This is a genomic window from Paraburkholderia sp. J8-2 (assembly GCF_905220195.1).
In the GTDB taxonomy this organism is placed as follows: domain Bacteria; phylum Pseudomonadota; class Gammaproteobacteria; order Burkholderiales; family Burkholderiaceae; genus Paraburkholderia.
Map to the genome: position 1 here is coordinate 472,662 of NZ_CAJMZA010000001.1, position 22,997 is coordinate 495,658.

A 22,997-nucleotide genomic window follows, 5' to 3' on the forward strand; every position below is an offset into this window, starting at 1 on the left:
GTATCAAAACGATACGTTACAAAACGCGAAAAGGCAAGTAATCAAACGCAAACGGGGCGCGGACCCAATCGCCCGCGCCCCGCCAGCCACGCATCACCGGTATTCAGCAGATCAAACCCGCTCAGTCGCCACCTGCTGCGATTCGAGCGTGCCTTCGCCCTGCATGCGCGCCACCAGCATCAGCGCGCAAACCAGCGTGATGAGCACATGCACCACGCCCAGCGCCACCACCGAAAGAATGCTGCCCGTGGCGCTCAACAGGTACTGGCCGAGAATCGGCGTCGTGCCCGCGAACACCATGCCGCAAATCTGGTAAGCGAGCGAAATGCCGGTGTAGCGCACCTGCGCGGGGAAAGCCTTCGCCAGCATGCCCGCCATGGCCGCGTAGTAAAGCGAATGCGGAATCGAGGCGAGCGCCATGCCGATCATCGCGAGCTTCGTCGACCCGGTGGCGATCATCGAGAACATCAGGGGCAGCGCAACGATCTCGGGCACGAGCATGTAGATGATGGCCTTCTTGAGGTCCATCTTCGTGGCGAGCACCGCGCCGAACGGTTGCACGATCAACTGCACGACAATCGCGAACGTGATGACGCTCAGGAACTGCGTGCGGTCGAAACCGATCGAGGTCACGGCCCACGAAAGCGCGAACGTCGTCTTGAAGTAAGTGGCCGAGAGCGCGATCACGCAGGCGCCCACGCCCATCGCCACCAGGCCCTTGTGATGACGCAGCACTTCGGCGATCGGCAGCTTCGCCACCTTGTTCTTTGCCTGCAACTCCTTCATGGCGGGCGACTCGTCCACGCTCATGCGGATAAAGAGCCCCACGGCCACGAGCGCCGCCGACATCAGGAACGGCACGCGCCAGCCCCAGGTCATGAACTGGTGATCAGGCAGCATGGAAATCACGAGAAACGCGACCGTGGCGAGCAGATTGCCCGCGGGCGAGCCCTGCTGCGCGAACGCCGAATAGAAAATTTCCTTGCCCTTGGGCGCATGTTCCGAGGAAAGCACGACCGCGCCGCCCCATTCGCCGCCCATGGCGATGCCCTGCGTGAGACGCAGCAGGATCAGCAGCACCGGCGCGAGCACGCCCACCTGGTTGTACGTGGGCAAAAGGCCCATGAGCGTGGTGCAGCCGCCCATCAGCATGAGCGTGACGATCAGCGTTTTCTTGCGGCCCACCTTGTCGCCGAGGTGGCCGAACACGATGCCGCCAATCGGGCGCGCGAGAAAGCCGACCCAGAACGAGGCGAAGGCGGCCAGCGTGCCGATCAGCGCATTCGTCGATGGGAAAAACAGCTTACCGAGCACGAGCGCGGCCGCGGTGCTGTACGCGTAAAAGTCGTACCACTCGATCGTCGTGCCGACGAACGATGCGATGCCCGCCTTGCGAGCCTGGCGATGCTGGGTGTCGAGGGAGGTTGCTGCCAAGAGACGTCTCCAGATTTCGATTTCGAGCGGCGGTTTCCAGAGCGAAACGCGCCGTTTCCCGGGCTTTTTCGATTCGAAAGTGCCTTGCGATCACGTTCGCCTTTCGAACTACCTTTCAATTATCGAACAAAGCGCCAGAAGGTGCGGACTATGAAACGGTCGTTCGCTAGCGTCAACCAAGGGATAACCCTCAGCCCTCCCGCCGCCCGAGCGGGCCGTGATTGCGGCGACTTAGGGGTTTACCCGTAACCGTATTGTCAGCTGGTTATCGGTATGCCGATAATGCTCTCATGGATGTGAAAACTGCAGTGCGCGTCTTCGACGTGATCAACCTCTTTGCCGAAGTCCGGCAGCCGATGATCTACAGCGAAATTGCGCGTCGAACCGAGATCCCGCTGTCGAGCTGCCACGCGCTGTTGCAGACGATGGTGGCCAAAGGCTATCTGTACGCGCCGGGCGTGAAGGCGGGCTACTACCCCACGCAGCGTCTGCTGCACGTGGCGCGCGACATCTGCAGTGAGGACCCGCTCACGCTGATGTTCCAGCCGCTGCTTTCCGCGTTGCGCGACGCCACTGGCGAAACCGCCGCGCTCGCCACGCTTGCGGGCAACCGCGTGGTCTATCTCGACGTGATGGAGTCACGCCAGAAGATCCGCTACAGCGACGAGCCGGGCGGCTTCATGACCATCGCGAGCGCTGCGGGCAAGGCGCTACTCGGCGCGCTCGCGCCCGCCGCGCGCCGCAAACTGCTCGACAGTGTCGAGCCGCAGTTGCACTCGGCCAGTGGAGCAGCGATTGACCGCGCCGCGTTCGAGCGCGACGTGGAGCAAGGCGTGACGGACGGCTGGCATCGTTCGACGGGCGAGAGCGTGGAAGACGTGGCCGGCCTCGCGCGCGGTTTCCTGATTCACGGCGAGGCGTTTGCGCTCGTCATCGGCGCGCCCAAGGCGCGTCTTCTGAACAACGAGCAGAACGCCGTGAAGGCGCTGCTCGAGGTGTACGCGCAAATCCCGCCGTCGCTCCTCGCCGCCTGAGACCCCTCGGGCACCCGATGTAGCGTCGCGCGAGCGCGGAAATCCCGAAGTGGAGGCAAAAGCATGCGTTGGAAGAACCGGCCGGAAGGCTCGAACTGGGGCGATTTCGGTCCCGACGATCAATTGGGCCGCCCCAATCTCATCGGCGCGCAGCAGGTGCTCAAGGGCGCGCAGGAAATTCGGGCCGGGCTCACGTTCACGCTCTCCCTGCCGCTCGACTTTCCCGGTGACAGCAAGCTCAACGTGCGCCGCCATCCGCCGGTGCTGCGCCCCACCTTTCGCGACGGCCTCCCGTATGTGAACTTCCCGTTCGCGCGGAACGTTGCGGGCGCAACCGACGTGGTGAGCGACGATCAGGTGCTGCTCTCGCTCCAGTACTCCACGCAGTGGGATTCGCTCGCCCATGTGGGCGCGCGCTTCGACGCCAACGGCGACGGTATGGCCGAGAGCGTCTACTACAACGGCTATCGCGCGAACGTGGACGTGGTCGGCCCGATGGAATATCGCGCCGAAGACAACTTCGCGCCCCACGCCTGTGGCGGCGAGCATAGCCATGCCGATGTGCTCGGCATCGAGCATCTTGCGGTGAAGGGCATGCAAGGCCGCGGCGTGCTGATCGATTTCGCCGCGCATTTTGGCCGCGAGTTTCGCACCGTCGGCTACGACGATTTGATGCGCGTGATCGAGGCGGACGGCGTGGAAGTCGAGCGCGGCGACATGCTCGTGCTGCGCACCGGCTTCGCGGAGATGGTGCTCGAAATGAACCGCCAGCCCGACGAGGCCGTTCTGTCGAGCCACTGCAGCGCACTCGACGGACGCGACGAACGCCTGCTGCAATGGATCACCGACTCAGGCATCGCCGCGCTCGCCGCCGACAACTACGCCGTCGAACGGTATCCCGCGCGCGCGCCGGCCACGCCTGGCGACCACCCGCTCATGCCGCTGCATCACCACTGCCTCTTCAAGCTCGGCCTGCCGCTGGGCGAACTTTGGTATTTGCGCGATCTCGCTTTGTGGCTGCGCGAACACAAGCGCTCGCGGTTCATGCTCACTGCGCCGCCGCTGCGGTTGCCGGGTGCAATGGGCTCGCCCGTCACGCCGGTTGCAACGGTTTGACGAACTAATTCGCAATCCTTTGTTTTATCCGAATTCCCGAGAAAACATGGCTAAAGAAAGAGTCCTGATTACCGGCGCCGCCGCCGGCATCGGCGCCGCGTGCGCTGCGCGCTGCGAGGCCGACGGTTACGAAGCCGTCGTCATCGACCGCGTGGGCGACGGCATCATCGCCGACCTCTCCGACACCCAGGCAACGGCGGCCGCGCTCGAGCGCGCGCTGGAAGGCGGCCCGATCACGCGCCTCATCAACAACGTGGGCGTGGTCGTGCCCAACGACGCCGAGCACCAGACGCTCGAAGAACTCGAACGCGCCTGGGCCCTGAACGTGCGCTGCGCCCAGCAGTGCATGCAGGCGCTGTTGCCCGGCATGAAGGCCGCGGGCTTTGGACGCATCGTCAACATGTCGTCGCGCGCCGCGCTCGGCAAAGAGTTGCGCACGGCCTATTCGGCCACCAAGGCCGCGTTGATCGGCATGACGCGCGTGTGGGCGCTCGAACTGGGCGCGTTCGGCGTGACCGCGAACGCCATTGGCCCCGGCCCCATCCGCACCGAACTGTTCGACCGCGCCAATCCGCCCGGCGCCCCGCGCACCGAGGCGATCATCAATGCCGTACCGGTGAAGCGCGTCGGCACGCCCGACGACGTCGCGCACGCCGCTTCGTATCTGCTCGATGCGCGCAGCGGCTTCGTGACCGGCCAGGTGCTCTACGTATGCGGCGGCATGACCGTTGGCGTCGCGGGGGTTTGACGATGACGGCCCCAGATACGCCCACGCAGCGGCGCGCCGGCATTGTCGGCGCGGGCAGCATTGGCGTGGCGTTCGCGATCTGCTTCGCGCGGGCCGGCTGGCGCGTGCGGCTTTACGATCCCGACGCTGCGCGCCGCGCCGCCGCGCCTGAAGAGATTGCACTGCGCCTTGGCGATCTCACGCACTACGCCCTGCTCGACGAAAGCGCGAGCGAGATCGCCGCGCGCGTAGCGATTGTCGACACGCTCGAAGCCGCTGTGGCTGAAGCCGATCTCGTGCAGGAATGCGCGCCCGAGCGCGCCGAACTCAAGCGCGAGATCTTCGCGCAGCTCGACCGCGCAGCGCCTCCCGAAGCGATCCTCGCGAGCGCTTCGTCGTTTCTCGCGGCTTCGAAATTCGTGGACGAAACGCTGCCGGGCCGCGCGCGCTGCCTGGTCGCTCACCCCGGCAACCCGCCCTACCTCGTGCCCGTGATCGAGGTCGTGCCCGCCCCCTTCACGTCCGAAGCCGCAGCCACGAGCGCCATCGCGCTCTACGCCGAAGCGGGCATGAAGCCCGTGCGCGTGAAGCACGAGGTGGAAGGCTTCATCTTCAACCGCCTGCAAGGCGCGGTGCTGCGCGAGGCGTATTGCCTCGTGCGCGACGGCGTGGCATCGGTGGAAGACATCGACACCGTGATGCGCGAAGGCCTCGGCCCGCGCTGGTCGGTGATCGGCCCGTTCGAGACCGTCGATCTGAACACGCGCGGCGGCATCGCCTCGCATGCGCAGAAGATGGGCCCATCGTACGCACGCATGGGCGCCGAACGCGGCCAGCACGACCCGTGGACGCCTGAACTCGTCGCACAGGTCGAGGCCGCAAGACGCGCGGCGCTGCCGCTCGATCAATGGGACGAGCGTGTGGGCTGGCGTGACCGCCAGCTCATGCATCTCGCCCGCCATCGCAAGACCCGAAGCCACGACGACTCATAAGCGCCTCGAACGCACGCGCCGAGAGCCGAAGAGACCCGACAACTATTACGATTCAGACAGAGACACTTCCATGCAGAAAGTCACCGCTTTCTTTACCGAGCTGATGCGCCGGTACTTGCCCGATCCCTTCGTGTTCGCGATCGGCCTCACGCTGCTGACGATGGCGCTTGCCGTGATCGTGCAAGGGCAAGCCGTCACGGCCCTCACCACGAGCTGGGGCAAGGGCTTCTGGGCGCTGCTCGCGTTCACCACGCAAATGGCGGTAATTCTCGCAATGGGCTACGTGCTCGCCACAGCGCCGCTCACCGACCGCTTCCTGAACCGAGTCGTTGCACGCGTGAACGACCCGCGCATGGCGATCATTGTCGCGACGCTGGTGGGCGGCATCGGCAGCTATCTGAACTGGGGCTTCGGCCTCGTGGTGGGCGGAATCGTCGCGCGCAAACTCGCGCTGCGTGTGAAAGGCGTGCACTATCCGCTCATCATCGCTTCGGCCTATAGCGGCTTTACGCTCTACGGCCTCGGGCTTTCGGCGAGCATTCCCGTGCTGATTTCGACGAAGGGGCATCCGCTCGAAGCGCAAATGGGCGTCATTCCGCTCTCCGAAACGATTTTCTCGCCCACCATGCTCATCACGAGCCTCGTGACCATCATCACGCTGCCGCTCCTGAACGCATGGCTGCACCCGAAGCCCGGCCAGCCGATCAAGGAGATCGACCGCGCCCTGGAAGAGAAGCAGCAGAAGGCAGCCGCGCTCGGCGTGGATCTCGACGAAGGCAACACGCTCGCCAACCGCCTGAACAACAGCCGCATTCTGAGCTATGTGATCGGCCTGATCGGCATGGGTTATGTCGCGCTGCACTTCGTGCAGGGCGGCTCGATCGACCTGAACCTCATCAACTTCTTCATTCTGTTCCTCGGCATCCTGTTGCTCGGCACGCCGATCCGTTATGTGGAGAAGCTCAACGAAGGCATTCGGACGATCAGCGGCATCATTCTGCAGTACCCGTTCTACGCCGGCATCATGGCGATCATGGCGTCGTCGGGTCTCGTGAATACGCTTTCCGAAGCGTTCGTGAAGGTCGCCACACCGGCCACGCTGCCGTTCTGGGGCTTGATCAGCTCGTTCGTCATCAACTTCTTCGCGCCTTCGGGCGGCGGCCACTGGGTCATTCAAGGACCATTCATGATCGAAGCGGCGAAGACGATCGGCGCCTCCGTGGGCCATACGTCGACGGCCGTGATGCTCGGCAACGCATGGAACGATCTCGTGCAGCCGTTCTGGATCTTGCCGGCCCTCGCGCTCTCGAAGCTCAAACTCAAGGACATCATGGGCTACACGGTCATCATGATGTTCTGGATCGGCATCGTTTATTCGGTTGCGATTCTCGCCTGGGGCTGACGGGACCTGAAACGAGCCTGCCCCTGAACCCATACCTTTAACGGAGACCATTCATGCTGTATCTCGTGCACATGCAGGTGCAGATTCCGCACGGCACCGACGCCGCCTTCGCCGACGCCCTGAAGGCCGAAGAAAAAGCGTTCTCGCAGAAGCTGCAACGAGAAGGCAAATGGCGCCACTTGTGGCGCGTGGCCGGCGAATACGCCAATTACAGCGTGTTCGATGTCGAATCGAACGACGAACTCCATACGCTGCTTTCCGCGCTGCCGCTCTTCCCGTTCATGAAGATCAGCGTGACGCCGCTCGCCCAGCACCCCTCGGCCATCGTGCCCAATTAAGAGGAACGCGCCATGCCCTTTCTCATCGAAACGTTCGACAAGCCCGGCCACGCCGAGGTGCGCGTGCGCGAGCGCGACGCGCACCTGGAATTTCTCGCGCAAAACAAGGCGCTGTTGCTCGCCTGCGGTGCGAAACTCAACGACGACGGCAGCAGCGCGGGCGGCGGCATCTATATCGTCGACCTCGAAACCCGCGAAGAAGCCGAGCGCTTTATCGCGCAGGATCCGTTCACGCATGTCGGGCTGTTCGAAAGCGTGAAGATCGTTCGCTGGCGCAAGGCCTATATCGACGGAACCTCCTACCTGTAAGCGCGACGCGCAGTTCCTCGCGAACGCGAAGTTCGCTATCGACCCTCGACGGCGCTGTGCTCCCCTGTGCAGCGCCGTTTTTGGCTCGGCGTGCACCTCCACACGCCGGGCCGTTTTTCATTCGCCATCCGGCTCGGGCACATCGATTGCTGCGCAGGTGCGCCGTCAGTCCATCCAGCAGCACAGCCTACACGGCTGCGCTCTCACGCGAGGAGGAAATCGACCATGCTCAAGCTGGCCCTGTTCTTTGCCGTGATCGCCGTGATCGCGGCCTTGTTCGGCTTCACAGGCTTGGCGGCCGGCGCAGCCGCCATTGCCAAGATCCTGTTCTTTATCTTCGTCGTGCTGTGCGTGGTATTCCTCGTGATCGCGCTCGTGGTCACGAAGAAAATAGTCGATTGATCAGAGCGTGAACGCGTACCGGGGCATCGGCGGTGCCGATGCCCTCTTGCCCCATCAGGCCGCACGCTGGTAATACAGGTTCTGCGGGTGACGCGCCTGCGCGAAGAAAAACCAGCGCTCCGCAACGAGTCCCGCGTACTGAATAACGCACGCCGCGACGAACAACGTTGCGGAAGACGTATGCAGCGCCAGTAAAAGCAACGCCAGCGGCACGACAAATGCGCCCGCGAGAAAGCCCCACTTGACCCATTGCATCACGGCGTCGGACTGGCCATGAAAGAACTCGTGCAAGTTGAAGGCGCTTGCCGTAAAGCCGCGCGAAATCTGCCTGATTTTCTCAGCCTTGATGCCCGTGGCGCTTTGCAACGTAGAACGCGGATGCAAACGTTGATTGCGTGCGAGCGCGGCAACGCGAGCCACGCAGGCGGCCACAATCAACGCACCTGCCGCGAACCCGAGGCCCGGCACGACGCCGGGCGCAAGCCACGCGGCACTAGCGGTTGCGATCGTGAAGCCGGAGGCACAGCCGAGCAGCACGAAATTCACCAGCGTAAGCGGCGTGGCCCACTCCTGCAGAAAGCGCAGGCACGCATAGATCATGGCCGTGCAGACAAAAAGGCTGACGCTCGCAAGCGCGGCAATCGCGCCGATGGTGAACGACCACGGTGCATGCATCCAGTGCGCCAGACCATAGAGGAACGTCGTTGCGAGGAACACGGGCAGCGCGAGACATTCACGCGAAAGCCACGAAGTGCGCCACATGGCGATCGCGCGCCACGCGCGCTCCGGGTGCCCAAGATGGAAGACCGAAGCGAAGAGCCCCAGCGCACCGAGCGCAACCGCGAGCCCCGCACCGCAGATATAGAACGGCTGAGGGATTCCCTGCAACGCCGTCCACTCGGGATGCATCCGCGCAAGCCACTCGACGCCAAAGAGCGCGATCAACAGACCTTGCCCCGCACCTGAAAGCGTGGTCAGGAAAACAACCGAAAATGCGGGTCTCATTCAAATCTCCTTCGTCGCGACCGGCCGCGCACGCGTGAATAGCGACTTCACTCGCGTTGCAAAGGCGGCCAGATTCAGCTTGCCCGAATCCAGTTGAGCGTCGAGTCGCTTATCGCGCGACATGGCCGGTGTGCCGCGCCGGATCGCCAGGCTCGCGAGGTTGATCGGCTCGCCGGCTTCGAGCATGTTCACCGGCGACGCCACCGATGCGCCACCGCCGCACCCGCACGAACCGCTGCCACAACTGCTTTCGGTCTTCACACGCGGCAGATAATGGTTCGAGGGCTTCGTCCCCCACTCGGGCATCAACTGATAGCCGCCGCGCGCCTGAATCGCCTTGGACGCATCCGACTCGGGGTCGTGAATGTCGCCGAAAATACGCGCCGATGTCGGGCACGCGAGCACGCAAGCGGGCTTGCGGTCGCGCTCGGGCAGCGCCTCGTTATAGATGCGGTCCGCGCACAGCGTGCACTTGGTCATCTCCTTGCGCTCTTCGTCCAGTTCGCGCGCGCCATACGGGCAGGCCCAGGAGCAATACTTGCAGCCAATACACTTGTCGTAGTCGACGAGCACGAGCCCGTCTTCCTTGCGCTTGAAGCTCGCGCCCGTGGGGCAAACCGGCACGCACGGCGGGTCCTCGCAGTGCAGGCACGATTTCGGGAAGTGAATGGTGTCCGAATTCGGAAACTCCCCGGCTTCATAGGTCTGCACGCGGTTGAAGAAGGTGCCGGACGGATCGGCGTCGTAGGGGCGCACGTCCGAAAGACTCCCCGCCTGCCCCGAGGTATTCCATTCCTTGCAGCTCGTCACGCACGCGTGGCACCCCACACAGACGTTCAGGTCGATCACCAACGCCATTTGCGTCATTTCGGATTCCTCCTTACTTGCCTGTCACAACATTACGCAAACGCGCGGCAAACTTGCCACCGCCCGCAAAATACGCCTGAATCCGGCCAACCGTGCCGGTCGAACCCGGCAGCGGTTGCATCGGCGCGAACTGCGGCAGTGTGTGATCGGCATCGGCCTCCGCCGGATAGACACGCACACGCACGTCGTACCACGCGGCCTGCCCAGTGATCGGGTCCGAGTTCGAAACGCGCCGGCCGTCGCCGAAAGGCAGTTCTTCGGTAATCAGGTGATTGAGCAGGAAACCGCGTTGCGACTCATTGGCGTCCGGGCCAAGATTCCATGCGCCGGCGGCCTTGCCAATGGCGTTCCACGTCCACACCGTGCCCGGCTCGACCGCCTCGCTGTAGCGCGCCATGCAGCGCACCTTGCCCCACTGCGATTCGACGTAGATCCATCCACCGTCCTCGATGCCGTTTTCCTGCGCCATACGCGGATTCACGTACAGGTAGTTCTCGCCGTGAATCTGCCGCAGCCATGCATTTTGCGAGTCCCACGAGTGATACATCGCCATGGGGCGCTGCGTGACCGCCGCGAGCGGGTAGCGTTCGAGATCGGTTGTCGCGAGTTCCAGCGGCGCATACCAGAAAGGCAGCGGATCGAAATAGCGCTCGACGCGCTCGCGCAAATGTTCGGGCGGCTGGCGCGCATCCGTCTTGCCCTGCGCGGCGAGGCGAAACTTCTGCATGACATCCGAATAGAGCTGGATAAGGATGGGTTCTGCGAACTTCCGGAATCCCTTCTCCACGGCGAATTGCAGGTAAGGCCCATTGACGCCGCGCATGTACTGAAGTTCTTCCGGCAGCGTGTAATGGAACACGCAGTTGTGCTTCGCGTATTCCTCCCACTGGCGTGGATTGGGTTCGCCCACGAGCGCCTTGTCGCCGTCCTTGCCGCGCCAGCCAATCAAAAAGCCCACGCCGGAATCAGGCGCGGTCTGGAAGTTGACGATGAAGTCCGGATAGTCCTTGTACTTGCGCTCGCCTTCGGCCGTCGTGAATGCGGGCAGCTTCAGGCGGCTGCCCAACTCGACGAGCACTTCCTGGAACGGGCGGCACTCGCCGGTGCGCTCGAGCACCGGCACGCGCACGGAATCCACCGGCCCGTCGAACTCCGAAATCGGCCGATCGAGCATCGACATCGCATCGTGCCGCTCGAGGTAGGTCGTGTCGGGCAGGATCAGATCGGCGAACGCCGTCATTTCCGACTGGAACGCGTCGCACACTACGAGGAACGGAATCTTGTACTCGCCGTCCGGCCCGCGGTCGGTCAGCATCTTGCGGACCTCGCTCGTGTTCATCGACGAGTTCCACGCCATGTTGGCCATGAAGATCAACAAGGTGTCGATGGGGTACGGGTCGCCTCGCCATGCGTTCGTGATGACGTTGTGCATCAGGCCGTGCACCGCGAGCGGATATTCCCACGAGAAGGCTTTGTCGATACGCACCGGCTCGCCCGCTTCGTCGATAAAGAGGTCGCCCGGCGCCGCGGGCCAGCCGAGCGGCCCGGCCGGCAGTGGCGTATTCGGCTTGACATCGTTCGGACTGCTTGGCGGCTTGGCCGATGGCGGCACCGCGCGCGGATACGGCGACTTGTGACGAAAGCCGCCGGGCCGGTCGATCGTGCCGAGCAGCGACATCAGCACGGCGAGCGCGCGGATCGACTGAAAGCCGTTCGAATGCGCGGCCAGCCCCCGCATGGCGTGAAAAGCGATGGGGTTGCCCGTCACGCTTTCGTGCTTCACGCCCCAGGCGTCCGTCCACTCAATCGGCAGCGTGATCTTGTGGTCGCGCGCCGTTTGCGCCATCTCGCTCGCGAGGCGGCGGATCGTGTCGGCCGAGATGCCTGTGATTTCCTGCGCCCATTCGGGCGTCGTCTCCTTGAAGCGCTCGCGCAGCAGCGCAAATGAAGGCGCCACCGGCGTGCCGTCGTCGAGCACATAGCGGCCGTCGAGCGCGGGTTGCGCGCCGGGCGTGTGATGCTGCACCGCACGGCCGGTGTTCTCGTCCCACCACAGATGGTTTTGCGGGAACAGCGGATTGCCCTCTGGGAGGTTCGCGTCCTTCACGAACAGGCCGAACGTGTGGCTCTGCGTGCGCATGTCCAGCAGTTCGCCCGCGTTGGTGAAGCGCTTGACGAATTCGTGATCGTACGCGTCGGCCTCGATCAGTTCGTGGATCAGCGCCATGAACAGCGCGCCGTCCGTACCGGGACGAATGGGCACCCATTCGTCGGCAATGGCCGCGTAGCCGGTGCGGATCGGGTTGATCGCAATGAAGCGGCCGCCCGCACGCTTGAACTTCGAAATGGCGATCTTGAGCGGATTGGAGTGGTGATCCTCCGCCGTGCCGATCATGATGAAAAGTTTCGCGCGGTCGAGGTCCGGGCCGCCGAATTCCCAGAACGAACCGCCCATGGTGTAGATCATGCCCGCGGCCATGTTCGCGGAGCAAAAGCCGCCGTGGGCGGCGTAGTTCGGCGTGCCGAACTGCCTGGCGAAAAGGCCGGTGAGCGCCTGCATCTGGTCGCGGCCGGTGAACAGCGCGAACTTTTTGGGGTCGGTTGCCCGCAGATGGGCGAGACGCTTCTCGATCGTTTCGAGCGCCACGTCCCACGAAACGGGCTCGAACTGCGCTTCGCCTCGCCCGGCGCCCTGCTTGCGCATGAGCGGCTGCGTGAGGCGGGCCGGCGAATACTGCTTCATGATGCCCGACGAACCTTTCGCGCAGATCACCCCCTGGTTCAAGGGATGCTCGGGGTTGCCGTCGATATAACGGACTTCCCCTTCGCGCAGATGCACGCGAATGCCACAGCGGCACGCGCACATGTAGCAGGTCGTGGTCTTGATTTCCAGCTTTTCGTCTTGAGTTCGGGCGCCGTGGTCCACTAGAGGCCTCCAATAACGACTGACGGGTGTCCGGGAACCGCCACGGCACGCCATCTATGCGCTAGAGATGGTAGGCCTGTGTGATTGACTACTCAACTTTGCATTCCGGATACCAGCCATCACGAAATCCGATAGTTTCGATAAGCTTACCCTGCTGCGGGAAACCCTGATTTCCTGAAAGCCACGCAGCGCGGTATGGTCCAGCGCTTCGCCACCCAACCTCCATACGTTTGCGAATCATGGATATTCCAGCGCCCCGCGTTCGCAACCAGTTTCCCGGCCGAATCGTCGGCATCATCAGAGGAGCGGAGCATTCGGAGGTCGATGTCGCCACGGCGGCGGGCATCTTCACCTCCGTCATCGAAACCCGGACTCTGGACCAGCTCGGCCTGAAAGCCGGCGCGATGGTCGTTGCCATCGTCAAATCGTCTGACGTCAGCCTTTCAGTGCCTTGACGCGTCATTTCGACCGGCTGCCTGTCAGCGTCGTCTCTCTGCTATTTGGTTGAATTATCAACCATCATTTGAAACCTAACGCGTCCCATGAACTGAAGGCATCAAGAACCTAAACGAAGTTTCATTTTAAGGGCCATTTTCGACACGTTTGCGTCATTGCCCGCGCCTAAATTTCCGGTTCCGCCACACACGAAGATTTCTCCTTCTCTACGGAACCGAAATGAAAAAAGCGTTGTTGAACATCCTCGCGCTCGCGGCGGCCGCCGCCTGCACGAACGCTCACGCACAAAGCAGCGTTACGCTGTACGGCACGGTCGATGCGGGCCTCGATTACGTCAGCAATCAGAAGTCCTCCACGGGTCATGGCACGACCTGGGGCATGCAGTCCGGCAACGTGAGCACGAGCCGCTGGGGCCTGCGCGGCACGGAAGACCTGGGCGGCGGGCTCAAGGCGATCTTCGACCTCGAGAACGGCTTCTCGGTCGTCAACGGCAAGGGCTCCAACGGCGGCTATATGTTCGGCCGGCAAGCGTGGGTGGGACTAGGCAGCGACCAGTACGGCACGCTCACACTCGGGCGCCAGTACGATGCGCTCGTGGACATGATCGCGCCCATGTCGGCCACGGGCTCCGGCTTCGGCGGCAACCTCGCGATGCACCCGTTCGACAACGACAACCTCAACAACGACGTGCGCATGAACAACGCCGTCAAGTTCCGCAGCGCAACCTACGCGGGCTTCCAGGTGGAAGGCGCCTACGCGTTCAGCAACCAGGGCGGCAGTTTCTCGAACAATAACGCCTACACGATGGGCGCTTCGTGGAACGGCGGCCCGATCAACCTGGCCGTGGCCTACTTCCAGGGCAACGAGCCCGGCTCGACCACCAACGGCGCGCTGAGCGCCGGCAGCGGCACCGACAACGATCCGATGTTCGTGGCCGCGCGCACCCGCACGCTTGGCGCGGGCGGCAGCTATACGATCGGGCCGGCCAAGGTGGGCCTCGTGTTCACGCGCACGATGGTTGCCGAACCCACGCAGATCGCCCAGGGCGGCTCGCTCAACGCGTTCGACGCCGACTACCTGACGTTCAATAACTTCGAACTGAACGGCCGTTACGCGCTCACGCCGCAACTGAGCCTGGGCGGGTCCTATACCTATACGGACGGTTCGGTCAGTCGCGCAGAGGGCAACGCGTCGCCGCACTGGAACCAGTTCATGCTCCAGGCCGACTATGCGCTGAGCCGCCGTACCGATGTGTATCTGGAGGGCGTGTATCAGCGCGTTTCCGGAGCGCAAGGCATTCCGGTGCTCGGCAATGCGTCGATTTATAACCTCGCGGCTTCGTCGAGCAATACACAAGCCGTCGTCGCGGCGGGGATGCGCCTGAAGTTCTAAGCTCATGCTTAACGGCTAACCGAGAAGTCGCAGCGGGCCGCGCGGGAAAAGCGCGGCCCGCTGTGCTGCGAAGAATAAGGGCGGTGTCATCGCCAGGTCATGCAAGCGCGCCATCGTTGCGCAGACACTCACCCTGCGATGCTTGCGCCCGCGCGCGTCAGTCATGCAAGTCCGTTAGCGCAGGCTTCGCCTTCTGCTCCCAAGGCGAGACGACATGACGAAAAAAGACATCCCCGAGAATGCATCCACCGAAAGCGGCGCCAGTGTCTCGCGCCGCGGCTTCCTGAAGCTTGCCGGCGCTTCCGGCTTTGCGAGCGCCGCCAGCGCGTTTGCGGGCAGCGCGAAGGCCGACGCCTCCACACCCGACGGCACGCCCGAGCAGATCCACCTCACCTGGGGCGAAGACCCGACGCGCGAAGTCGTCGTTTCGTGGGCATCGCTCGCCTCCTCCACGAATCCGCGCGTGATCTACAGCGCCGATCGCGGCAAGCGCGAGACCGTGCACGCCATTCAGCGCACCTATACCGACGGGCTCACGGGCAATGTCGTGTTCACCTATCACGCGCGGCTGCGCGGGTTGGAGCCGGCCACGACCTACCGCTACGAAGTCACTGCCGATAACGACAACCGCACGAGCAGCCCGTTCAGTTCGAGCTTCGCCACCGCGCCGCGCGCTCGCGCGCCGTTTCGCTTCACGAGCTACGGCGACCTCGCCACGCCGAACACGGGCTGGGTGCTGTCGTCGCCGCAAAGCCGCTTCGCCGTGGAAGCCGTGGAGCGCTTCCAGCCGCTCTTTCACCTGCTCAATGGCGACCTCTGCTACGCGAACCTGAATCCCGCGCACCAGACCGACGTGTGGCGCGACTTCGGCAACAACAACCAGACGTCGGCGGCGAACCGTCCGTGGATGCCGTGCCCCGGCAATCACGAGATCGAGTTCTACAACGGTGCGCAGGGCCTGAATTCGTATCTCACGCGTTATACGCTGCCCGATAACGGCACGCATTTTCCGGGCCGCTGGTACAGCTTCCGCGTGAGCAACGTGCTGTTCGTTTCGCTCGACGCCGACGACGTGGTCTACCAGGACGCCGCCGCCTTCGTGGCCGGCCCCTCGCCGCTCGTGCCCGCCGCGAGCACGGGCAACGCGCCCATCCAGCCCGGCTCGTCGTTCTACGTGCGCGGTTACAGCAACGGCGTGCAAACGCGCTGGCTCGAAGAGACCTTGAAGCAAGCGAAGAACGACGACGATATCGACTGGATCGTGGTGCAGATGCACCAGGACGCGCTTAGCTCGTCGAAAACCGGCAATGGCTCGGACAAGGGCATACGCGAAGCGTGGCTGCCCCTCTTCGACCGCTATGGCGTGGATCTCGTGGTGTGCGGCCACGATCACGACTACGAGCGCAGCTACCCGGTGCGCGGCTGCAATCATCACGCGGGCGTCGACGCGAAGACCGGCGTGAGCGTCGACACGCTGCAGCCGCGTCCCGTCACGCATGCCCAGGGCACGGGCAACACCTTCGACACGAGCCACGGCACGATCCACCTGATCCTCGGCGGCGGCGGCACGAGCGCACCGCTCGACGTGTATGGCGTGGATGCCGGCAACGGCAATCCGCAGGCACAGGTGTTCACGAAGCCCAACCACCCGGTGCCGGGCGCGACCGCGGGGACCTTCGCGCGCCCCACCGCCGATGCGCTCGAAGACGCGATCTGGTCGGCGCAGCGCGATACGGGCACGGGTTATGGCATTGCGGTGTTCGACGTCGATCCCGGCACACATGGCGGCAAGACGACGATCACGATGAACTACTATCACGCGCCGGGCGCCGATCAAACGCCGACCGGAAATTATGAGTTGTTCGAAACGATTACGCTGGCGAAGTCACGCTAAGCCAGCAATGCGGGGCGCTTGCGCCCCGCGTCGAATGCACTATGCGAGTGCGGCCTCTTCCACTTCGCGCACTTCGACAGCACTGCCCGCCAGCCGCCGGTAACGCGACAGCGCCCACAGCGGGAAATACGCCGTGTAGCCGTGATACTTGAGGTAGTAAATACGCGGGAAGCCCGGCGCATTATGCGAGCGATGCCACCAGAACCCGTCCTCCTGCTGCACGGATAGCAAATACGCCACGCCGCGCCGCACCGATTCGGACTCCCAGTCGCCGAACGCCATTTGCGCGAGCAGTGCCCACGCCGTGAAATTCGACGTGCTTTCGCCGCCATTCGTGCCGGCCAGGCGCGGGTCGATATAGCTGTCGTTGGTCTCGCCCCAGCCGCCGTCCGCGTGCTGGCGCGCGCGCAGCCACGCGAGCGCGCGCGCGATGTACGGCTGACTCGGGTCCTCGCCTGCGAGCGCGAGACCCGCCAGCACGCTCCACGTGCCGTAGATGTAGTTGGTGCCCCAGCGGCCCCACCAGCTGCCGTCGGCTTGCTGCGTGGCCTTCACGTACTCGATGGCGCGCGCGAGCGCCGCCTTGTCTTCGGTGCGGCCCGTCACGCCGAAGCACAGCAGTACGCGGCCCGATACGTCTTCGGTTGGCGGGTCGAGCAACGCGCCGTGGTCCGCGAACGGAATCGCATTCAGATAGAGGCGGTCGCAATCGGCGTCGAAAGCGGCGAAGCCACCGTTGCGCGATTGCAGACCGCGCATCCAGTCGAGCGCTCGCGTCACGCGCGCCGCGTAGGGGTCCACGCCCGTTTTGCGGGCCTCCGTGCGGCCACGACGATGGAGCATGGCGACGACCACGGCCGTGTCGTCGATGTCGGGATAGTACGGATTCTCATACTGGAAAGCCCAACCGCCAACCGGCGTGTCCGGCTGCGCGTTCTCGATCCAGTCGCCGCGCACGTCGTCCACCTGGCGCGCTGCGAGCCACTCGTACGCGCGCGCAATGCGCTGCTCAAGTTCGTGCCCGGTGATCGTTGCCGACGCCGGATCGGCGGGCACGACCGTACGCGCCTGCTCGAGCGCCATCGTGCTCCATGCCGTGTCCCAAACCGGCGAAAGGCACGGCTGGCAATACACGCTGCCGTCCGGGCGCTCGACGAGCAGCTTTTCCAGCGCATTCTCGCAATCGCGGCGCAGCGGATGATCTTCAGGATACCCAATCACCTGCATCATCTGGTAGCTGTAGACGATCGGCGGAAAGATGCCGCCCATGCCGTCCTCGCCGTTCATGCGCTCGGCGCACCAGGCCTCGGCGTGCTTCATGGCGCGCTGGCGCAGCGCGCGCGGCAGCAGCGGCTCAATATGGCGCAGCGCCCGGTCAGCCGCGAGAAAGAACCGGCGGATGCCCTTGCCGCGCGCAAAGTATTCGCGCTCCTCTTCGGGCGGCGTGACGAACAGTTCGGCAATCGACACATCATGAGGATTGGCCGCACGCGCCTTCAGCGAACAGAGCGCGAGCAGCGGCACCATGGTCGTGCGCGCCCAGTAGGCGACCTTGTACATCGAAATGGGCACCCACTTCGGGAACAGCACGAATTCGATCGGCATGAACGGCGTGGCGCGCCACGGCACCTGACCGAAGGTGGCGAGGAGAATGCGCGTGAACACGTTCGACTTCGCCGCGCCGCCGAGCTTCAAAATGGCTTCCCGCGCGCGCACCATGTGCGGCGCGTTCGCCGGATCCCCCGCCGCCTTCAACGCGAAATACGCCTTCACGCTGCACGAGACATCGGGCGCGCCATCCACGTAGAGGTCCCATGCGCCGTGCGTTTGCAAGCGCTGAATGTCGCGCAGATAGCGCGCCATCTTCTCCTGGCGTACCGCGTCGATCTTGCCCATGAAATGCATCATGAGGATGTATTCGGCGGTGATCGTGGCGTCCGATTCGAGCTCGAAACACCAGCTTCCATCGGCATCCTGCTGTCGCACGAGCGCTTCGCGGCCGCGAATGATCGAGGCGTCGAGCGCCGCCATGGCGGCTGCGGAAGCGGTAAAAGGCGGGGGGATTTTTTTCATCGGCGGATCATACCATCCGTACGGAATGTTTAGCCGCGAAGCCTGCAATGGTATGATCGGCGCCATGAAAGACTCCTCCGTCAAGGCGCCCGCGCGCGCGACAAGGCGCAGCGCGAAGGCGGCTGACGCAGCGGCTCCCTCTGCCCCGGCGGTCTCGAAGCCTGCTTCCCCACGCGAGGACACGGCTCCAGCCGCCGGCACGCGCCGCAAGAAAGCCCCGGCCCAGGTGCGCGCGCAATTGCTGCAGGCGGCTTCCGATATCGCCACCGACCAGGGCGTACCCGCCGTCACGCTCGATGCGGTAGCCGAACGCGCGGGCGTGACCAAGGGCGCGTTGCAATATCACTTCGCCAACAAGCAGGGCTTGCTCGATGCGCTCTTCGAGCAGACGCTGGAGCGATTCGAGCAGCAGATGCATGCGCGCATCGAAGAAGGCGAGGCAAAGGGCGCGCCCAAACACGGCGCGGCCGCGCGCGCCTACTTGCACACGACCATCGACGAAACAAGCCCCGCCGCCAGCACCAACGTGCTGCGCGTGCTGGTGGCCGCGATGATGACCGATCCCGCGATTCGCGAGCGCTACGCCGCGCCCATGCGCAAGTGGACGCGCCCCGACCCGCTGCCGCTCGAAGCCGCCGCCCGCCTGATGATCTGCCGGCTCGCCGCGGACGGCCTGTGGATCTCCGACCTGCTCGGCTACCAGAACATGCCGCCGCGCCTGCGCGCCGAAGTGGTGCGCCAGCTGGAGCAACTGGCGCTCGTGAAAGACTAAAGAAAGCATGCGCCAGGGATCACCCTGAGCGCCGCGCATTCACACGCGGCGCACTATGCCGAAATCGTCACCGCGCAAGGGCCGTTCGAGCAAGACGGCCAAAATGGCGCGACCTACGATTGTCGGCATGAAAACCCTGACCGTTATCGACTCCCACACGGGCGGCGAGCCTACGCGCCTCGTGATCGCAGGCGGCCCCGAGTTGGGCCACGGCCCGCTCGCCGAACGCCTCGCCGTTTTCCGTCGCGACTTCGACCGCGTGCGCGCGGGCGTCGTCAACGAGCCGCGCGGCTCGGACGTGATGGTCGGCGCGTTGCTGTGCGAGCCGCATGATCCGTCCTGCTCCGCCGGCGTGATCTTCTTCAACAACGTCGGCTTTCTCGGCATGTGCGGGCACGGCACCATCGGCCTCATCGCGTCGCTCGCGCATCTCGGGCGCATCGCGCCCGGCGTGCATCGCATCGAAACGCCGGTGGGCAACGTCGAGGCCGAACTGCACGCCGACGGCAGCGTCACCGTGCACAACGTGCCCGCGTATCGCTACCGCCAGGCCGTGCCGCTCGACGTGCCGGGCTACGGCCGCGTGCATGGCGACATCGCCTGGGGCGGCAACTGGTTCTTCCTCGTCGCCGATCACAACCTCACGCTCGAGGCGGGCAACGTCGAAGCGCTCACCGAAGCCACGTGGGCCATGCGCCAGGCGCTCGAAGCGAACGGCATCACCGGCGCGGACGGCGCGTTGATCGACCATATCGAACTCTTCGCGCACTCCGACGTTGCGGGCATCGACAGCCGCAATTTCGTGCTATGTCCCGGCAAGGCCTACGACCGTTCGCCGTGCGGCACCGGCACGAGCGCGAAGGTCGCCTGCCTCGCCGCAGACGGCGCGCTCGCGCCCGGCGCGCAGTGGCGGCAGGAAAGCATTATCGGCAGCGTGTTCGAGGCGAGCTATGAAACCGCGCCCGAACTCCCCGCAGGCTACGTGCGCCCGAGCATACGCGGCAGCGCGCATATTAGCGCGGAGTCCAAACTGATTTTCGCCGACGACGATCCGTTCGCGTGGGGCATTCCCGCGTGATGCAAGGTTCGAGCGGTCAACACGATGTTGCCGTCGATGTTGTCGTAATCGGCGCGGGCATCGTGGGCGCGGCATGCGCGCATGAACTCGCGGCGCAGGGCCTGAATGTGCTGGTGATCGAGCGCGCGGGCGTGGGCGGCGGCGTGACAGCAGCCGGTATGGGCCACCTCGTCGTAATGGACGACACGCCCGCCGAATTCGCCCTGAGCGCGTGGTCGCTGGCGCTGTGGCACGCGCTCGCGCCGCGGCTCGACGAACGCCATGCGTTCTTGCGCTGCGGCACGCTCTGGGTCGCTGCCGACGACGAGGAACTGGCGCTCGCGCAAGCGCGCCAGCAGGCGTTGCATCAGCAAGGCGTGGCGTGCTCGATGCTCGACGTGCACCAGTTGCGCGAAGCCGAACCGGGCCTGCGCCATGACCTGGTAGGCGGCATGATCGTCGATAACGACGCTGTGGTGTACGCGCCTGCCGTAGCAACATGGTTGCTCGAACAACCGGTTAGCGGACGCATTACCTGCCGCACGCAAACGCAAGTCACGCGTATCGACCGCGCGGGCGTGCATCTCGCCGATGGCGAGGTCATCGGCGCGGGTGCGGTTCTCGTCGCGAACGGCCTGCAAGCGCTCGATTTACTGCCGCGCCTGCCGCTACAGGCCAAGAAGGGCCACCTGCTCATTACCGACCGCTACCCCGGCACGATTCGCCATCAGATTCTCGAACTCGGCTATATCAAGAGCGCGCACAACGCGAGCGGCACCTCTGTTGCGTTCAACGTGCAGCCGCGGCCAACCGGGCAATTGCTGATCGGCTCGTCGCGCCAGTTCGACAGCACGGACCCCGCCGTCGAGCCTGCGATTCTCGCGCGCATGCTGCGCCGCGCCGCCGAATATCTGCCGCAATTGCCCACGCTCAACGCGATTCGTGCATGGACGGGCTTTCGCCCCGCATCGAGCGACGGCATGCCGCTGATCGGCCCCGCTGCCCCGTTCGCCGATGATGACAGCCATCCGTCCACGTGGCTCGCCACCGGACACGAGGGCCTTGGCGTCACCACAGCGCTCGGCACCGCAAAGCTGATTGCCGCGCAAATACTCGGACGCCCCGCCGAGATCGACGCGACGCCGTATCTCCCCGCGCGCTTCGCTGCCCAAGGGGCTGTGCATGTCTGAAACCAGCACGACGTTGACGATCGACGAATACCAGGTGAGCGTCGCGCCTGGCAGTTCGGTGGCAGCAGCCATCGCCATCGCTGCACAGGCACGGCACGCTGCGCTCGTCACGCGGCGTTCGTTGACCGGCGCGCTGCGCGGGCCGTTGTGCGGCATGGGTATCTGCCAGGAATGCCGCGTCACCATCGACGGCGTGCCGCATCGGCTCGCATGCCAGACGGTTTGCCTCGCTGGCATGAACGTCGTTACCGGGAATGCAGCGCCATGAAGTTCGATATCCTGATCATCGGCGCCGGACCGGCTGGATTGAACGCCGCGCGTATCGCCGCAGAGGCGGGCGCGAGCGTAGGCATCGTCGATGACAACGCGCTGCCTGGCGGCCAGATCTGGCGTCAGGGTCCCGGCCATCGCGCCACGGGCCCCGCACGCGCCGTGCTCGATGCCCTCGCCGCGCGTGCGAACGTCACGCTGCTAAGCGGAACCCGCATCGTGCAAGCGCTGCCAAGGCGACAACTGCTCGCGGAAAGCCCCGACCGGGCGCTCACGCTCGCTTACGACAAGCTCATCGTCGCCTCCGGCGCGCGCGAACGCTTCCTGCCCTATCCCGGCTGGACTTTGCCGGGCGTCACCGGCGCGGGCGGCTTGCAGGCGCTCATCAAGGGGGGCATGCCCGTGCGCGGCGAGCGGATCGTCATCGCGGGCAGCGGGCCGCTGCTCTGGGCCGCCGCCTTGACCGCGCGCCAGCATGGCGCGACGATCGCCGCCATCGTCGAACAGGCACCGCCGCAAGCGGTGCGCCGCTTCGCGGCGGGCCTCGTCCATACGCCCGCGAAACTCGCTCAGGCGCTGCGCATGCGCTTCGATCTGCGCGCCACGCCTTACTGGTGCGATGCCTACGTGAGCGAGGCAATCGGCACTACGCGCGTGACGCAGGTGCGCGTGCGCCGCGGCAACAACGAAATACTGGTCGATTGCGACCGGCTCGCGTGCGCCTATGGCCTCGTGCCCAATACGGGCGTCGGCGCAGCGCTCGGTTGCAAGTTGGACACCCACGCCAACGCTCCCGCCATCGCCGTGAACGAATGGCAACAGACCTGCGCCGAAGCCATCTACGCGGCTGGCGAATGCACGGGCGTGGGCGGCATGGAACTCGCGGCGGTGGAAGGCCGCATCGCCGCATACGCCGCGCTCGGGGACAACACGAACGCCCGGCAGCTGTTCGCCGGGCGTGAACGCTACCGCCGTTTCGCCGAGCGCCTGCACGCGGCGTTCGAACTCGCTCCCGCGTTGCGCGCGCTCCCGCAGCCCGACACCGTGTTTTGCCGGTGCGAGGACGTCGCGTATCGCGACGTTGCCCGCCATGCGTCGTGGCGCGACGCCAAGCTGCAGACGCGCTGCGGCATGGGCCCCTGCCAGGGCAAGATTTGCGGCGAAGCGGCGGCGTTCTGCTTCGGCTGGCCGCAAAACGGCCAGCGCCCGCCCTTCTCGCCCGCGCGCATCGACACGTTGCTGCACGCGGAAACGACGCCTTAGCGCGGAAAAAGCACCGCACACGTTTTTTGTTACAGATGCGCGGGCGCGCGCAAATCGGCACAATGGAGTTTTCTGCCG

21 protein-coding genes are annotated in these 22,997 nt (G+C 64.8%); 16 read left to right on the forward strand and 5 right to left on the reverse strand.

What is annotated here, in order from left to right; translation table 11 throughout:
* Window positions 1–111: 111 nt before the first annotated feature.
* Window positions 112–1,434 carry an MFS transporter gene (locus U5A52_RS02030; RefSeq protein WP_321933655.1) on the reverse strand — a complete coding sequence of 441 codons (1,323 nt, stop codon included), beginning with the start codon at window positions 1,432–1,434 and terminating at the stop codon, window positions 112–114.
* A 290-nt stretch (window positions 1,435–1,724) separates the two neighbouring features.
* On the opposite strand from U5A52_RS02030, the gene U5A52_RS02035 reads away from it, so the two are divergent.
* The 8 genes from U5A52_RS02035 to U5A52_RS02070 all read left to right on the forward strand — a co-directional run bounded on the left by U5A52_RS02035 (window position 1,725) and on the right by U5A52_RS02070 (window position 7,754).
* On the forward strand, window positions 1,725–2,468 hold the full coding sequence (locus U5A52_RS02035) for an IclR family transcriptional regulator (protein WP_321909489.1): 744 nt from the start codon (window positions 1,725–1,727) through the stop codon (window positions 2,466–2,468).
* 63 nt (window positions 2,469–2,531) lie between these two features.
* A complete protein-coding gene (locus U5A52_RS02040) occupies window positions 2,532–3,584 on the forward strand; it encodes a cyclase family protein (protein WP_321909492.1) in 1,053 nt (350 codons plus the stop codon).
* Window positions 3,585–3,630: 46 nt separating this feature from the next.
* Window positions 3,631–4,332, forward strand: a complete 702-nt coding sequence (locus U5A52_RS02045; protein ID WP_321909494.1) for an SDR family oxidoreductase — start codon at window positions 3,631–3,633, stop codon at window positions 4,330–4,332.
* Window positions 4,333–4,334: 2 nt separating this feature from the next.
* A complete protein-coding gene (locus U5A52_RS02050) occupies window positions 4,335–5,303 on the forward strand; it encodes a 3-hydroxyacyl-CoA dehydrogenase (RefSeq protein ID WP_321933656.1) in 969 nt (322 codons plus the stop codon).
* A gap of 70 nt (window positions 5,304–5,373) precedes the next feature.
* Window positions 5,374–6,705, forward strand: a complete 1,332-nt coding sequence (locus tag U5A52_RS02055) for a short-chain fatty acid transporter (RefSeq protein ID WP_321909497.1) — start codon at window positions 5,374–5,376, stop codon at window positions 6,703–6,705.
* A gap of 53 nt (window positions 6,706–6,758) precedes the next feature.
* The gene (gene catC / locus U5A52_RS02060) at window positions 6,759–7,043 is read left to right on the forward strand and encodes a muconolactone Delta-isomerase (protein WP_158760386.1); all 285 of its coding nucleotides are present in this window, start codon (window positions 6,759–6,761) and stop codon (window positions 7,041–7,043) included.
* A gap of 12 nt (window positions 7,044–7,055) precedes the next feature.
* Window positions 7,056–7,352 carry a YciI family protein gene (locus U5A52_RS02065; protein ID WP_321909498.1) on the forward strand — a complete coding sequence of 99 codons (297 nt, stop codon included), beginning with the start codon at window positions 7,056–7,058 and terminating at the stop codon, window positions 7,350–7,352.
* Between the two features lie 225 nt (window positions 7,353–7,577).
* The gene (locus U5A52_RS02070; protein WP_321933658.1) at window positions 7,578–7,754 is read left to right on the forward strand and encodes a DUF1328 family protein; all 177 of its coding nucleotides are present in this window, start codon (window positions 7,578–7,580) and stop codon (window positions 7,752–7,754) included.
* Window positions 7,755–7,808: 54 nt separating this feature from the next.
* Here the strand turns inward: U5A52_RS02070 and U5A52_RS02075 are convergent, their stop codons facing one another.
* The 3 genes from U5A52_RS02075 to U5A52_RS02085 are packed head-to-tail and all read right to left on the reverse strand — an operon-like array spanning window position 7,809 to window position 12,492.
* The gene (locus U5A52_RS02075; RefSeq protein WP_321933659.1) at window positions 7,809–8,759 is read right to left on the reverse strand and encodes a dimethyl sulfoxide reductase anchor subunit family protein; all 951 of its coding nucleotides are present in this window, start codon (window positions 8,757–8,759) and stop codon (window positions 7,809–7,811) included.
* Window positions 8,760–9,626 (reverse strand): 4Fe-4S dicluster domain-containing protein, encoded by an 867-nt coding sequence (locus tag U5A52_RS02080; protein WP_321933661.1) that lies wholly within the window; start codon window positions 9,624–9,626, stop codon window positions 8,760–8,762. It lies immediately after the preceding gene.
* Window positions 9,627–9,639: 13 nt separating this feature from the next.
* Window positions 9,640–12,492 (reverse strand): molybdopterin oxidoreductase family protein, encoded by a 2,853-nt coding sequence (locus U5A52_RS02085; RefSeq protein WP_415773527.1) that lies wholly within the window; start codon window positions 12,490–12,492, stop codon window positions 9,640–9,642.
* 299 nt (window positions 12,493–12,791) lie between these two features.
* On the opposite strand from U5A52_RS02085, the gene U5A52_RS02090 reads away from it, so the two are divergent.
* From U5A52_RS02090 to U5A52_RS02100, 3 genes are all read left to right on the forward strand, one after another.
* Window positions 12,792–13,007, forward strand: a complete 216-nt coding sequence (locus U5A52_RS02090) for a TOBE domain-containing protein (protein WP_321909508.1) — start codon at window positions 12,792–12,794, stop codon at window positions 13,005–13,007.
* Between the two features lie 220 nt (window positions 13,008–13,227).
* Window positions 13,228–14,400: a porin gene (locus U5A52_RS02095; protein ID WP_321933665.1), complete on the forward strand. Its 1,173-nt coding sequence runs from the start codon at window positions 13,228–13,230 to the stop codon at window positions 14,398–14,400.
* Window positions 14,401–14,614: 214 nt separating this feature from the next.
* On the forward strand, window positions 14,615–16,294 hold the full coding sequence (locus U5A52_RS02100; protein ID WP_321933666.1) for a metallophosphoesterase family protein: 1,680 nt from the start codon (window positions 14,615–14,617) through the stop codon (window positions 16,292–16,294).
* Window positions 16,295–16,333: 39 nt separating this feature from the next.
* Here the strand turns inward: U5A52_RS02100 and shc are convergent, their stop codons facing one another.
* The gene (gene shc / locus U5A52_RS02105; protein ID WP_321933668.1) at window positions 16,334–18,367 is read right to left on the reverse strand and encodes a squalene--hopene cyclase; all 2,034 of its coding nucleotides are present in this window, start codon (window positions 18,365–18,367) and stop codon (window positions 16,334–16,336) included.
* Window positions 18,368–18,431: 64 nt separating this feature from the next.
* On the opposite strand from shc, the gene U5A52_RS02110 reads away from it, so the two are divergent.
* The 5 genes from U5A52_RS02110 to U5A52_RS02130 all read left to right on the forward strand — a co-directional run bounded on the left by U5A52_RS02110 (window position 18,432) and on the right by U5A52_RS02130 (window position 22,919).
* Complete coding sequence (locus U5A52_RS02110) at window positions 18,432–19,139, forward strand: TetR/AcrR family transcriptional regulator (RefSeq protein WP_321909515.1); 708 nt, start codon at window positions 18,432–18,434, stop codon at window positions 19,137–19,139.
* A gap of 118 nt (window positions 19,140–19,257) precedes the next feature.
* Complete coding sequence (locus U5A52_RS02115; protein ID WP_321934157.1) at window positions 19,258–20,217, forward strand: 4-hydroxyproline epimerase; 960 nt, start codon at window positions 19,258–19,260, stop codon at window positions 20,215–20,217.
* On the forward strand, window positions 20,217–21,386 hold the full coding sequence (locus U5A52_RS02120) for an FAD-dependent oxidoreductase (RefSeq protein WP_321934158.1): 1,170 nt from the start codon (window positions 20,217–20,219) through the stop codon (window positions 21,384–21,386). The genes U5A52_RS02115 and U5A52_RS02120 overlap by 1 nt, the downstream gene beginning before the upstream one ends.
* Entirely contained in the window at window positions 21,379–21,654 is a 276-nt protein-coding gene (locus tag U5A52_RS02125) for a 2Fe-2S iron-sulfur cluster-binding protein (RefSeq protein ID WP_321933670.1), read from the forward strand. Before U5A52_RS02120 ends, U5A52_RS02125 begins: the two co-directional genes overlap by 8 nt.
* Window positions 21,651–22,919 (forward strand): FAD/NAD(P)-binding oxidoreductase, encoded by a 1,269-nt coding sequence (locus tag U5A52_RS02130; RefSeq protein WP_321933672.1) that lies wholly within the window; start codon window positions 21,651–21,653, stop codon window positions 22,917–22,919. The genes U5A52_RS02125 and U5A52_RS02130 overlap by 4 nt, the downstream gene beginning before the upstream one ends.
* Window positions 22,920–22,997 lie beyond the last annotated feature (78 nt).

Excerpts from the sequence above, each read along its gene's own strand:
- U5A52_RS02035 (WP_321909489.1), top strand. The coding sequence starts at position 1,725 with ATGGATGTGAAAACTGCAGTGCGCGTCTTCGACGTGATCAACCTCTTT.
- U5A52_RS02040 (WP_321909492.1), top strand. The coding sequence starts at position 2,532 with ATGCGTTGGAAGAACCGGCCGGAAGGCTCGAACTGGGGCGATTTCGGT.
- U5A52_RS02045 (WP_321909494.1), top strand. The coding sequence starts at position 3,631 with ATGGCTAAAGAAAGAGTCCTGATTACCGGCGCCGCCGCCGGCATCGGC.
- U5A52_RS02050 (WP_321933656.1), top strand. The coding sequence starts at position 4,335 with ATGACGGCCCCAGATACGCCCACGCAGCGGCGCGCCGGCATTGTCGGC.
- U5A52_RS02055 (WP_321909497.1), top strand. The coding sequence starts at position 5,374 with ATGCAGAAAGTCACCGCTTTCTTTACCGAGCTGATGCGCCGGTACTTG.
- catC (WP_158760386.1), top strand. The coding sequence starts at position 6,759 with ATGCTGTATCTCGTGCACATGCAGGTGCAGATTCCGCACGGCACCGAC.
- U5A52_RS02065 (WP_321909498.1), top strand. The coding sequence starts at position 7,056 with ATGCCCTTTCTCATCGAAACGTTCGACAAGCCCGGCCACGCCGAGGTG.
- U5A52_RS02070 (WP_321933658.1), top strand. The coding sequence starts at position 7,578 with ATGCTCAAGCTGGCCCTGTTCTTTGCCGTGATCGCCGTGATCGCGGCC.
- U5A52_RS02075 (WP_321933659.1), bottom strand. The coding sequence starts at position 8,759 with ATGAGACCCGCATTTTCGGTTGTTTTCCTGACCACGCTTTCAGGTGCG.
- U5A52_RS02080 (WP_321933661.1), bottom strand. The coding sequence starts at position 9,626 with ATGACGCAAATGGCGTTGGTGATCGACCTGAACGTCTGTGTGGGGTGC.
- U5A52_RS02085 (WP_415773527.1), bottom strand. The coding sequence starts at position 12,492 with ATGTGCGCGTGCCGCTGTGGCATTCGCGTGCATCTGCGCGAAGGGGAA.
- U5A52_RS02090 (WP_321909508.1), top strand. The coding sequence starts at position 12,792 with ATGGATATTCCAGCGCCCCGCGTTCGCAACCAGTTTCCCGGCCGAATC.
- U5A52_RS02095 (WP_321933665.1), top strand. The coding sequence starts at position 13,228 with ATGAAAAAAGCGTTGTTGAACATCCTCGCGCTCGCGGCGGCCGCCGCC.
- U5A52_RS02100 (WP_321933666.1), top strand. The coding sequence starts at position 14,615 with ATGACGAAAAAAGACATCCCCGAGAATGCATCCACCGAAAGCGGCGCC.
- shc (WP_321933668.1), bottom strand. The coding sequence starts at position 18,367 with ATGAAAAAAATCCCCCCGCCTTTTACCGCTTCCGCAGCCGCCATGGCG.
- U5A52_RS02110 (WP_321909515.1), top strand. The coding sequence starts at position 18,432 with ATGAAAGACTCCTCCGTCAAGGCGCCCGCGCGCGCGACAAGGCGCAGC.
- U5A52_RS02120 (WP_321934158.1), top strand. The coding sequence starts at position 20,217 with ATGCAAGGTTCGAGCGGTCAACACGATGTTGCCGTCGATGTTGTCGTA.
- U5A52_RS02125 (WP_321933670.1), top strand. The coding sequence starts at position 21,379 with ATGTCTGAAACCAGCACGACGTTGACGATCGACGAATACCAGGTGAGC.
- U5A52_RS02130 (WP_321933672.1), top strand. The coding sequence starts at position 21,651 with ATGAAGTTCGATATCCTGATCATCGGCGCCGGACCGGCTGGATTGAAC.